General features: G+C 39.4%; 8 protein-coding genes. 2 read left to right on the forward strand and 6 right to left on the reverse strand.

What is annotated here, in order from left to right; translation table 11 throughout:
• Positions 1-31 precede the first annotated feature (31 nt).
• The 6 genes from HWV03_RS15520 to sohB all read right to left on the reverse strand — a co-directional run bounded on the left by HWV03_RS15520 (position 32) and on the right by sohB (position 10,908).
• Entirely contained in the window at positions 32-1,183 is a 1,152-nt protein-coding gene (locus tag HWV03_RS15520; protein ID WP_211676727.1) for a glycosyltransferase family protein, read from the reverse strand.
• 49 nt (positions 1,184-1,232) lie between these two features.
• Entirely contained in the window at positions 1,233-2,411 is a 1,179-nt protein-coding gene (locus tag HWV03_RS15525; RefSeq protein WP_211676728.1) for a glycosyltransferase family protein, read from the reverse strand.
• Positions 2,412-2,528: 117 nt separating this feature from the next.
• On the reverse strand, positions 2,529-4,823 hold the full coding sequence (locus HWV03_RS15530) for a mechanosensitive ion channel family protein (protein ID WP_255546862.1): 2,295 nt from the start codon (positions 4,821-4,823) through the stop codon (positions 2,529-2,531).
• Between the two features lie 365 nt (positions 4,824-5,188).
• Entirely contained in the window at positions 5,189-6,178 is a 990-nt protein-coding gene (locus HWV03_RS15535; RefSeq protein ID WP_211676730.1) for a porin, read from the reverse strand.
• 645 nt (positions 6,179-6,823) lie between these two features.
• Positions 6,824-9,508 carry a type I DNA topoisomerase gene (gene topA / locus HWV03_RS15540; RefSeq protein ID WP_211676731.1) on the reverse strand — a complete coding sequence of 895 codons (2,685 nt, stop codon included), beginning with the start codon at positions 9,506-9,508 and terminating at the stop codon, positions 6,824-6,826.
• A 320-nt stretch (positions 9,509-9,828) separates the two neighbouring features.
• Positions 9,829-10,908, reverse strand: coding sequence for a protease SohB (gene sohB / locus HWV03_RS15545; protein ID WP_211676732.1), 1,080 nt, complete (start codon positions 10,906-10,908; stop codon positions 9,829-9,831).
• Between the two features lie 113 nt (positions 10,909-11,021).
• Here sohB and HWV03_RS15550 point away from each other — a divergent pair, with 113 nt between their 5' ends.
• Both HWV03_RS15550 and HWV03_RS15555 read left to right on the forward strand, forming a co-directional pair.
• Entirely contained in the window at positions 11,022-11,765 is a 744-nt protein-coding gene (locus HWV03_RS15550; RefSeq protein ID WP_211672385.1) for a YciK family oxidoreductase, read from the forward strand.
• A 446-nt stretch (positions 11,766-12,211) separates the two neighbouring features.
• Complete coding sequence (locus HWV03_RS15555) at positions 12,212-12,952, forward strand: 5-oxoprolinase subunit PxpA (RefSeq protein ID WP_211676733.1); 741 nt, start codon at positions 12,212-12,214, stop codon at positions 12,950-12,952.
• The last annotated feature ends 3 nt before the right edge of the window (positions 12,953-12,955 follow it).

The raw sequence follows: 12,955 nt of genomic DNA on the forward strand, positions 1-12,955 counted from the left end.
ATATATCGAGCTTGAGCATTACTTTAATAACTTACGAATACCTTGAGCTAGCCCATTCAATAAGCAATTTCGCACTTTTATGGGCGCCCTGATTGTCGATGTTAACCTTCTTTGCGGTACTTCCAACTGCAGTATTAATCGCAGATTTTAATGTCTCGACACTCAACTCATCATTTTTTACAGATTGTAATACTCGACCTTCGACCAATATTTCACTTCGCGCTAACTGCTCTGTTTCGCCTTCCCCTTCAAACGGTATTACCACCGCAGGTACGCCAGTCAATAACAAATCCATCACAGTATTATACCCTGCTCTTGAAATGGACACATAAGCATTGTTTAATTCTTTTAGAAAATCATCCGCAAGATCTACAACTTGTAAGTTAGACTGCTCCTGCGTTTTAAAATAGGCTTTGTCGGCACTGTCCATGTTTGGACCTGTAATCAATAACCACTTTTTATCCGCGGCAAACCCACTCTTAAATAACGCCATCACTGCAACCAAAATATCTTTACCTATGCTGCCGCCTCCGACAGACACAACTATCGTATCCCGTGTTTTCTGCGACGAACCACCATTTTCCATGGTCGGACAAACATATCCGGAATAACTGATTTTATCGGCAATCATATCGGCAACTGGAAAGCTTTTTTCTAGTGGGTAGAAATTTTTGTCACCATGCACTAATACATGCTGGTAATACGTTTGTACAAGGTTAACGTACTCTTGTTCCCTCACTGCTGAACGACGCTGTAAAATATCTCGTATTGAAGAAACAAGTACAGGGGGATTACTTTGTGACTTAACCCAATTAAGGAGTGGTAACAACTCAAAACGCATCTGTCTACGGCCAAAAGGATACGTTTCAGTCACAATTAAATCAGGCTGTAAGGTCTCACAAAGAGCTAATAGGGCCTGTGTACGCTCTTTCTTATCATCATCACTAACAGGAGTGCTATCTGCTTTAACTAAACCACTAAAACCTGAATCAGCACTCTTAACCGCCATTAACTGGTGCATCGTCGCGTCACCAAAAGACATACTCGGAACAGGCATGCCACCAAAAATAACATCTACATGTGCACCTTGCTCACACAATGCTTGAACAATAAGAGAAGAGCGACGAACGTGGCCAATACCTAATAAATATTGCACATAATACATAATACGCGGCGCTGACATATACCTGATTCCTTACTAAAAAAAATAACTTAAGAAGAACTAGATTAGATTATTCTGATACTAACTCACCAAATCGATCGGCAACAAAGTCTAAACCATTCAGCAAGTTATCAAGTTTATGTGTACTCGGTTTATCTTGTTGCAATAATTTAATAATACTGTCGTGCATCAGCTCAGTTGAACGCTCAGACGCCAAATCAAGCATAGATAACAGGCCAACGCCTGCTGCATTACTCGCTCGAATTAGCTGCTCTTTACGTGGGTGGCTACGAGGTAAAATTAATGCACGCTTATCAAACGACAGTATTTCACAAAACGTATTGTAACCCCCCATCGCAATAACCGCCTCAGCTTCGACCATCAAATGCTCGAGGTGATTACTGAATGTGATCGCATCGACATGCGGTAACAACTCTGCACGATGCAAAAACGCATTACGATCCGCAGCGGGCATAAAAGGGCCAAGGACAAACAAAGCAGGCATCAGTGTTGCGCAACTCTCATAAGCACGTAATACCCAGTCAACCATTTCAACACCATCACCGCCACCACCTGGGGTGACCAAAATATAAGGCTGCTCAGGAAAATTAATGGTATCGGTATCGACTTTTTGTGGTAGCTGCCTTGGCAAATAACCTGTAAATAAGGTTTTATCTGTGACGATTTGCTTTATATCTAGCCCCTTTAATGGATTAGATACCTCTGCGGGACCATAAACCCAAAGCTCATCATAAAGATTTTCAAGCAATGGCATCACATTTTTCTTCTGCCATTCTTTTTTTAAAAGCTCGGGAGAGTCCATCACATCACGTAAACCGAGAATACATTTGGTATTCGTATCTTTAAAATAGGCGAGCGTACTGACGACTTCATCTTTCAATCCACCCGGCTCTTTATCGACAAGGAAAATATCCGGTTTGAAGACTTTAGACGTATTCAAAATGATGGCTTCACGTAATGCCAGAGTATCAGCAAGATCGATAAGTAAGCCAAGTGAGGTGTATTCACCATTGTGAAGCTTAATAACGCCTGGAATACGAATAAAATCAACACGGGCTTTAAAATCAAAGCGACCAATAATCGGTGATCCAGTAATAATTAAAACAGATAAGCCCTTGTATCGGTCAACAAGCTCATGCGCGATGGTTCTACAGCGTCGCAAATGCCCAAGACCAAAAGAGTCATGACTATAAATAAGCAAACGGCTATTATTTAATTTACTGCGCACTTGAATTCTCTTTAACTAAATATTATTAAGATGGATAAGGTTATCAAAAAATAGTTGCCTAAGATAGCGCACTACTCACTTAATAAACCATTCATTTTATTAAAAATAAACACTCGATTAATTATAATCAGAGTCTATTTTGTCGTTCTTTTTTATCTCTGTAGAGACGCTTAATGCGGCGGCAGCACCCACAGTTTCAGCAAGTTCATCATTTTTTTCAATGATATCCTTCAGGTCTTCTTTGTCTTTACCCGCATGCTGAGTTAACACATGCACAGAGCGATGAGCAAACTCAATACCATTGGCTTTTAATGACTCTTGTACAAGTCTAAATGCTTCACGGCGAATGACCCATTGCTCTCCAGGCACACACGTAAACTTCATCCGGAAGATAAGCGCGGACTCTTCAACCCTCGTCACCCCTTGCGATTTCAATGGAAGTAAAAAATGTTGCCCATATTCAGGGTGTAACAGCATTTTTTGTCCCACTTTTTTGATCACCTTACGTACCTTTTCAACATCCGTTCTGTAATCTAATCGAAACTCTAATTTCTTAGTGATCCAATCACGGGATAAGTTACTGACGGTTGCCATTTCGCTAAAAGGGATCGTTTGTATTGCGCCAAGGTGATGACGTAATGTAATTGAACGAATAGAAATGCGTTCAACAGTACCACGTAAACCAGCAGCCTCAATATATTCACCACGGCGAAATGCATCATCAAGCAAAAAGAAGATACCAGAGATTACATCCTGTACGAGTTTCTGAGCACCAAAACCAACGGCGATACCGACGATACCCGCACCAGCGAGTAAAGGAGCAATTTCAACACCAACGATACTCAATATCATCAGTAGTACACAAGAAAATAAGAATACTAATAAGAATGAACGCACTAAAGGCAACAAGGTTTCAGAACGAGAAGCCCCCGTACCACCACCTTCCCCCTCTAATGTGGAGCTACCATTGTTATCTTCGCAAATCATCTCATAAGGTAAATGGCGTTCGATAGCAGATTGAATAACCTCCCAAATAGCATAAGCCAAAATAATAACGATAATAATATCAACAAACATTTGGATAAAACCGCCAAAGCTATTCGCTAATTTTTCCCAAGCATTATGATCAAAGCTAGCATCAATATGATAGAAGATAACAGCGACGAATATAATGCGAAGTGCAATAATGACCCTACGAATAAATTTATCGCAACGCATTTCAAAAGAATGGCTCTGTAACCACGTTATACGTTTTAGTTGGCTCATTATGACAAAAATCAGACGATCCAATATAGGATAACTAAACGTTAGCCACCAGATTGGCGTAAAGTTATCAGCTTGTTCGTAATAGCCTAAAAACTCATACATAGCCCAGAAAACCCAAGCAATAAATAACCATATAGTAAGGATTGTAGTCCACGTTTGACGCAAAAATCGAGTTAATGCCGAGCTCGCTTCTTTCGAATCCGTAAACATTGCTTCAATGGTTTTACGGTTAAACCAAATAAAATAAATCGATAAAATATTCATTATCATACCGGTCGAAGGAATAATCAGAGCGAAAAGAATTCTATCTAACGAGAATAATATGAGGATATACCAAAGTGTTGTAATAGTAAGGTATATAGCCATAAAAATAAGTATTGACCAATATAGTCGGGTTGCCGATAAGCAATCAATTTTAAACAGCCGATTACCTTTAGCATAGGGAGCAAAGATAAGTCGTAATATAATCGCTAATGCACGTATTTTAACGACAAGGCCGAGTCCATGCAGGCTTAATACACGAAAGGGGTCGGTTTCGCTATAATTATAAATAGCGATAAGCGCGGCAGTTAAGGCGAAAATAGCAATGCCTACATATTGAAAAAATCCACGCATGAGTATGTAATCAAGATTATCTTTAAAACTCGAACCTTTTTCTTTCACAACACTCTCAGAAAAAGAATCCATTTTCAGACTAACAACACGCTCTACAATAAAACCAGCAACAAGCATCAACACAAAAATAGTAAACAAAGAGGTGAAATGCCCTACACCTTCTTCATTCGTCAGGTTATTAATCAATTGCGCTTGGTGTTGAGGCCACAAGGCTAAACTGGCTAATAATTTTTCTTTACGATCTCTGGCATCCATTAAAAAAATAAAACGGGCCATCTCATCATTGCGATAACCGTATTCTTTATTACTGCCACGTTGTGCCGACGCATCTGTAGCACGCCAGTTTTTCGCCTTACGCGCGTTTTTTCTATCTGCAACGAATGGGTCATTGTCATTATTTACAGATTGGTAGTCACCCGACAGGTTATCACTCTCATTACTTACTGGGCTGGTCTTTACTAAATCAACCGTTTCTTTTGTCAGTGATAACTCAGATCCCTGCGCATAAGCCACGCTTGTATTACTCAGCATCAAAAACATATAGATAAAAATTGTAGTAGCTATAGTACGATTAAAGACGCTTAAGGTAATACGCAGAGGCATAGTGATGACCAAATATTGATTGATAAGAATAACTATAGTATCAAAACTTTATAAACGAATGATATGGTAAATAGCACATATTATTAATGAGTTAAAATACAACTTGGGTGAATAGACAGATAAAAATGAGATAATATAAAAGTAAAAGGAAGTGAACTGGGTTGCGAACTAAACATGAGAAATGATGGACTTTAAGCATTAAGTAATCGAATACTTATAAAAAAACCGTCCACTTTAGCAGTGAACGGTTTCATTAGTCAGTGTTGTTTATAGCAACGAATCAACAGGGTTGATTAGAAGTATACACGACCACCGATTGTTACTTTTTCGTCAGACTTAGATGAAGCTTTACCATCTACATCAAAGTCACTTGAATCGAATTCAATGTATGCTTTAACATCTTTAACAAGTTCATAATCAGCACCAACAACGATGATAGAACCATCACCTTTAATTACTGCGTCATCATATTTACCATCTAGCACATCATACATAGCGTATACGCCAGCTTGACCTAATTGGTAATGAGCACCAAGACCGTATGCAGAGAAATCTTCTTTGCCAACTTCGCTTGCTTGATATTGAACACCTAACGTTAATGCATCAAGTGAATATTTAGCACCTACGATATAAGTAGAGTTATCAGTTTTAACTGAGGTGCCAACTTTAGTTTTAACAACGTTAGTACCTACAACTGTTAATACTTCTTTTTCTGTAGTAACAACACGGTCATTTGCGATATTGTAAGAAGCACCAAGCGTTAAGCCAGCAACTTCATATGTACCACCGATAGCATAAGTATCTTGGTCCATTAATGAAACAACAACTGTAGCGCCAGCGAATGCTTTAGTATATTTAAGCTGATCTTCTGAATCAGAACCGAAAAGAGCATTGTCTTCATTATAAACACCATTCTCATAAGAGAAATCGTTCATAACTAAATCATCATTCAGACCCATTTGCTTACCAAGTGCAACTGTACCGTATACATCATGCGATAGACCAACGAAAGCATTGTTGATATATAGTGTATCACCAGATTTACCGTTGTATTTAACTTCCATCTGACCGAATGCTTTAACACCTTCGGCTACGTCTTTAGATGCTTTAATATCGAAACGTGAGCCAGCATCTTGAAATTTAACGTTGTCAGAATCTTGAATTACAGTGTTACCACGGAAAGAACCGCCTAGAGAAACTGAAGTACCTTCGTTGTTATAAACTTCAGCAGCGTTTGCAGCGCCAGCTAATAAAATTGCAGTAGCAAGAATAGTCTTTTTCATTTTGAAATCCTTTATGATTTATAAGTTAACTCACTCATTACTTAAATCTCTCTCTGAGATGATTTTATCTGGTAATGATCGGTTAAACCAAGAGTTAATATACTCTAACAAGTAGCGAGTTAAACCAACAATTCATCTGATTAAGCCATTTGAATAAGATTTAACAACTACGCTTAAAACTTGATATGGATTATACTCACAATATATTTTTGAAAACTATAAGGAAAATCAACCGGAGATCAAAAACAAGATCACGGACACAGAAAAAGGTATGACTTCTAGAAATTTCTTGACAGCAGGAATTACAGCCACCTCAAAGGAGAGCCGTTTTCAAGCTAAATGGTTAAAAAGAATACGTATCGCTGAGTTTACTATTCTAACTATTATATTCTATTCAATCTGCTAACTATTCAGAACGATAAAACGCTCGAAAGTTCAACTTAATATGCAGATAATGATTTAGGGTTAGTTTCTAGAATAGGATAAAATAAAATTTCGGCAAGGTTAATTTATTTTTATCTATATATAGGCAGAAAAATTGAAATCTAAAAGTACATAAAAAAATACCCCAGCAATGCTGAGGTATCTTATAAACGCATAATGACCTATGCAAGGTATAGATTGAGCGCTAAAAAGAACCGCTAACTACTTTTCAGCAGTAGGCTTCTTCTTCTCTGCAGCAGGCTTCTTCTTCACCGCTTTCTTCTTCTCTTCTTCAACCCATTTACCATCAATATAATGCGCAGTCCAACCAGTAGCTTTCTTTTCTACCTCGGTCATTACATATTGTTCTTTGGTCTTACGGCTAAAGCGTACTATCGCTTTATTACCTGCAGGGTCTTGTGCAGGCGCATCTGCTAAGTAATAAAATTTCGATGAGATACGGTCTCTGAAGCGAACTAACTCTTCAATCAGCGGAGCACGTGTCTCACGAGATTTAGGGAAAGTATTCGCCGCTAAGAAGATTCCCGCAGCACCGTCACGTAGCACAAAGTAAGCATCCGATTTTTCACATTCCAATTCAGGAAGGAAAACAGGATCTTCTTTTGGCGGCGCAACTTCACCACTTTTCAGGATCTTACGGGTATTTTTGCATTCTTCGTTAGTACAGCCCATGTATTTGCCAAAACGGCCATTTTTAAGCTGCATATCAGACATACAACGGTCACACTCAACCACTGGGCCATCATAGCCTTTTAGCTTGAATTCACCTTTTTCGACTTCGTAGCCCGTACATTCTGGGTTATTACCACAAACGTGTAGTTTACGAGTTTCGTCGATCAGGTAGCTATCCATTGCAGTACTGCATTTGGGACAACGACGTTTTGCCATTAATGCTTCAGTTTCAGCGTCTTCATTGAGTAAATCAATCGCTTCTTCGCCTGATACAAGGTTAATGGTTTTCTTACAGCGTTCTTTTGGTGGCAAGTTATAACCCGCACAACCGAGAAATACACCTGTCGTGGCAGTACGGATACCCATCTCACGTTGGCATGTTGGACATTCGATATCCGTGATAACCATTTCGTTCGAGCGCATACCGCCTTCAGCCACTTCAGCACCAGCTGTGAGCAGCTGTTTCTTAAAGTCACCAAAGAATTCATTAAGTACATCAATCCAATTCAGCTTGCCTTCAGCAACACCATCAAGTTGAGACTCCATGCTTGCTGTGAAATCGAAGTTCATTAACTCTTCAAAACTTTCAGTCAGACGTTCAGTAACAATCTCACCCATTTTTTCAGCGAAGAAACGACGGTTTTCCACTTTTACATAACCACGATCTTGAATTGTCGAGATAATCGAAGCATATGTCGATGGACGACCAATACCACGTTTCTCTAATTCTTTAACCAATGACGCTTCATTAAAACGCGCAGGTGGCTTAGTGAAGTGTTGCAGAGGATCGACAGTAATCAGGTCTAGCGCTTCACCCACTTCAAGTACAGGTAAATTGCTTTCGTCTTCAGACTTCTTGCTCATTGGTGGTAACGCTTTAGTCCAACCAGGGAAACGCATAGTACGTCCCTTCGCGGTAAGCTGATACTCGCCAGCAGCAATCGTCAATTTTGTTGAATCGTATTGTGCAGGCATCATCTGACAAGCAACAAACTGACGCCAAATTAGTTCGTATAATTTTTTCGCGTCATCATCCATGCCTTTCAAATCGCCTGACATAACATTTACATCAGAAGGTCGGATCGCTTCATGGGCTTCTTGCGCGCCTTTTTTAGAGCCGTATAGATTCGGTTCTGCAGGTAAGTAATCTTTACCGTATTTTGTTTCAATGAAACCACGAGCACTTTCTACAGCGTCTTTACTCAAATTTGTTGAGTCAGTACGCATATAAGTAATGTAACCGCCTTCATATAAGCGCTGTGCCAGACCCATTGTACGTTTAACGCCATAGCTATGACGCGTACTTGCCGCCTGCTGTAGTGTTGACGTAATAAAAGGGGCTTTAGGCTTACTGCTTGTCGCTCTGTCATCGCGTTTTAATAACGAGTAACTTGCGTTTTGTAAGTCAGTAACCGCTTTGGTCGCTTGTGCTTCATTAACAGGTTTAAACGCTTCACCGGCATATTTAACCGCTTCAACACGTAATGGCTCACCCAGTGACGTCACTAAATCTGTATGGACATCCCAAAATTCTTCTGGAATGAATGCTTTAATGTCACGCTCTTTGTCTACGATTAAACGTACCGCTACCGACTGAACACGTCCAGCAGATAAACCACGCGCTATTTTTTGCCAAAGTAACGGCGATACCATATAGCCAACAACACGATCTAAGAAACGACGCGCTTGTTGTGCATTCACACAATCAATGTTCAATTCTGACGGTTGTTCAAATGCTTCTTGGATCGCTGTTTTCGTAATTTCGTTAAACGTTACACGTTGGAAACGTGAATCATCACCACCAATAATTTCCCGCAGGTGCCATGCAATAGCTTCCCCTTCGCGGTCCAAATCGGTTGCGAGATAGACAATATCTGCTTTTTCAGCAAGTTGTTGTAATTCAGCAACGACTTTTTCTTTACCAGGTAAAATCTGATACGTTGCTGCCCAGTCATTTTCTGGGTCTATTCCCATACGCGAATATAACGATTTTTTATCACGTTTTTCTTTAAATGCAGCTTTTGCTTCTGGCGTCATGCCTTTAGTTTGTTGCGCAAGCGTCGGTGCACCAGCTCGTTTTTTGGCTGCTCCACCACTTGTCGGTAAATCACGTACGTGTCCCACACTTGATTTAACAATGTAGTCTTTACCGAGATATTTATTAATGGTCTTCGCTTTTGCTGGCGATTCCACAATTACCAGAGATCTTCCCATACAGACGGATTCTTTTAATTTATGAATAATATGAAATTGATGAATACAATTGATAATTTATCGATTAAGGATAGTCAAAAAGCATCATCTTATATTTGTACTCTATTTATATATATACATTGAATACACTTATAGTAGTCAATAATTTTTTAATTATTTTTTTTATGTCTATATTTCATACTAAAACATTACATAAGCATAGCAATAACTACTTGACGTAATAATTCACAAAAAACATAAAAATCAAACTAATAAACCACATACACTTGAAATATGTGGTTTATGTTTCAATGCACATTTACAGTTATGAACCTACAATTCTATAATTGTGGGTACTTACTTTGCTGTAAAAATTTATTTAGGCTTGTCGAAATAGCCAATGATGCCGCTTGGGCTAATTTTTCAGCCAGTTTTTTACGCACGACATATTTAACGATGTAAATTGTTTTCGATTTATTCGCTTTTAATAAGTAATCATCACTGGTTTGTAAGGTATCCACTAACCCACGTTCGTGTGCATGTGTACCGAACCAATGCTCACCTGTGGCTATTTTTTCAATATCCATGTCCGGTCGGTGAGCGCTCACAAAGTCTTTAAATAACACATGCGTTTCTTCAAGCTCTTGTTGGAATTTTTCACGTCCAGCGTCATCATTCTCGCCAAACATCGTTAATGTACGCTTGAACTCACCCGCTGTCAGTTGTTCGACATCAATTTTGTTCTTTTTCAATAGACGGTTAAAGTTCGGTATTTGTGCAACGACACCAATAGAACCAACGATTGCAAATGGTGCTGCAATAATATGATCAGCGATACATGCCATCATATAACCACCACTTGCCGCCACTTTATCAACCGCGATAGTTAGCTTAATATTAGCTTGTTTTAAACGTTCTAGCTGTGAGCTTGCAAGTCCATAACCATGCACAACACCACCACCACTTTCTAAGCGCACTAAGACTTCGTCATGCTCATTAGCAACAAACAAGATAGCAGTAATTTCTTCACGTAATGATGCGACTTCTTTAGCATCAATACCGGCGGTAAAATCAAGTACAAAAAGACGTGGTTCAATGTTTTCTTTTGTAACTGCATCTTTATCATTGGCTTTGTTTTTATGGGCCTTTTTAAATGCTTTTAATTCTGCTTTGTGTTTTTTCTTTTCTGCTTTGTGCTGTTCTTTTTCTAAAATTTTAGCTTCATCTTCAGGCACAAGATGTAACTGAAGTTCATCTTCTACGTCTTTAAATTGCTCTGATAAATTGGTGATCTCCAAACGTCCATTACTCTTTTTTTGCTTAGACGTAAGATTGATTATACTGACCACTACAAATAATAACGCTAAAACGAATGTTACCGTTTTTGCTAAAAAAATACCGTATTCACTTAAAAATTCCAAATCCTAATCCTCGGTCGGTTATATCGATTTTGCTCTTTATATCATTTACAACATCGCATCTACAAGCTTTGCAGGTTACAATATTGCCAGATAAATCGATATGGAACCAGAAAATGGATTATCAAGCAGAAAAAAACCTATTAGAAAACAAAACTATTTTAGTAACAGGTGCCGGTGACGGTATTGGTCGTCAAGCAGCTCTAACCTATGCAGCACATGGCGCGACAGTGATATTACTTGGTAAAACAGTCGCTAAACTTGAAGCTGTTTATGACGAAATTGAAGCACTTGGAGCACCAACGCCTGCGATTATTCCGCTTGATATGAAAGGTGCTACAGTTGAAAACTATAAAGACATGGCAGACACCATAGATACACAATTCGGTAAACTAGACGGTTTATTGAACAATGCGGGTCAATTAGGTGTGTTAGGTCCATTTCATCAAATCGATGAAAAGAGCTATGACGAAGTCATGCAGGTCAATGTTAAAGCACAATTGTTCATGACAAGTGCGTTATTACCTGTACTGAAAAAAGCGGACAAAGCATCTATTATTTTCACCTCATCAAGTGTGGGAGTCAAAGGGCGTGCTTACTGGGCTGAATATGCAATTTCAAAATTTGCGACCGAAGGCATGATGCAAACCCTTGCAGACGAGTTTGAAAATACCAGCATCCGCGCTAACTGCATTAACCCGGGTGCAACACGTACTGGTATGCGTGCAAAAGCCTTCCCAGGTGAAAATTCAAATACGCTTGTTACAGCAGAAGATATTATGCCGCTTTACCTTTATTTGATGGGTAATGACAGCGTCGCTGAAACAGGTCAGACCTTTAAAGCACAACCAAACAGATAATCGGTTAGCTGCATAAATGCCCAAATAATGCTGTTTTTCATTATTTGGGCATTGTGATCCTATTTATACCTTTGATTAGCGTCCTATCCTACAAAAAACTTGCTATCGCAAATAATTACTGCAATAACTAATACCTATACCCAAGTTACTTCAAGATGCTATATCAGAGACGTGCAGGGATAACAGAACAAGGCGCAATATGTAGAGAATGGTTATTCCATTTTCAAATATTGTAACGCTGTGCTGCTATTCCTGCTCGCCTCCCGTAGGGCAAGCCGAACGAAGGAATCTTCGGCGTTATGAAGTCTTGATTTAGAATAACTAAATCCTCGACTCCATGCCTTGAATATCCTCTCCTTTCGGTTTGCTGATTGCGCATCTTGAAGTAGCTTGGGTATATACTTCTCGATATAATTGAAAGACTTTGTTAATAAGGATATTAACCAGTGAAATTGAATTGTGATATGGGTGAAAGTTTCGGCCTTTGGCAACTAGGTATGGATGAAGCGGTGATGCCACATATTGATATGGCTAACATCGCTTGCGGTTTCCATGCTTCCGATCCCCTCATCATGCAGCAAACAGTGGCACTGGCTAAACACTATAATGTAGCCGTCGGCGCTCATCCTAGTTATCCTGATCTGGTTGGTTTTGGTCGTCGTCATATGCGCTGTACTTCTGATGAAATCCAAGCCTTTATATTGTATCAAGTTGGTGCCCTCGCCGCTTTCTGCAATCAGCAACATATCCCCTTAACTTATGTTAAACCTCACGGTGCACTCTATAACGACATGATGCAAGATGAAGTCATTCTCATTGCTATTTTAAAAGGAGTGGCTGCTTTTAGTCCCGATTTACCCCTGATGCTAATGGCACAAGCAGACAACAGTCGCAGTGAAACCCTTGCTGCACAATTTAATGTACCACTACTGTTTGAAGCATTTGCAGATCGTTGTTATACCGATGACGGATTATTACAGCCGAGAAATCTACCTGGGGCGGTATTTACCGAACACAGCCAAATTATTAACCAAGTAATACAGCTCGTGCAACACGGTCATGTGACAAGTAATAACGGCAATCTAATTAAGTTAAAAGTTGATACGCTTTGTGTACATGGCGATAACGCCCAATCCATCGAAGCCATCGCACAAATAAAGTTAGCACTTACAGAAAACAAGGAGTGAGGT

The sequence above is a fragment of the Moritella sp. 36 genome, assembly GCF_018219415.1.
Classification (GTDB): domain Bacteria; phylum Pseudomonadota; class Gammaproteobacteria; order Enterobacterales; family Moritellaceae; genus Moritella.

What these genes read in the sequence shown, in the direction of transcription:
- HWV03_RS15550 (WP_211672385.1), top strand. Translation starts at nt 11,022, where the DNA reads ATGGATTATCAAGCAGAAAAAAACCTATTAGAAAACAAAACTATTTTA.
- HWV03_RS15535 (WP_211676730.1), bottom strand. Translation starts at nt 6,178, where the DNA reads ATGAAAAAGACTATTCTTGCTACTGCAATTTTATTAGCTGGCGCTGCA.
- topA (WP_211676731.1), bottom strand. Translation starts at nt 9,508, where the DNA reads ATGGGAAGATCTCTGGTAATTGTGGAATCGCCAGCAAAAGCGAAGACC.
- HWV03_RS15520 (WP_211676727.1), bottom strand. Translation starts at nt 1,183, where the DNA reads ATGTCAGCGCCGCGTATTATGTATTATGTGCAATATTTATTAGGTATT.
- HWV03_RS15530 (WP_255546862.1), bottom strand. Translation starts at nt 4,823, where the DNA reads ATGCTGAGTAATACAAGCGTGGCTTATGCGCAGGGATCTGAGTTATCA.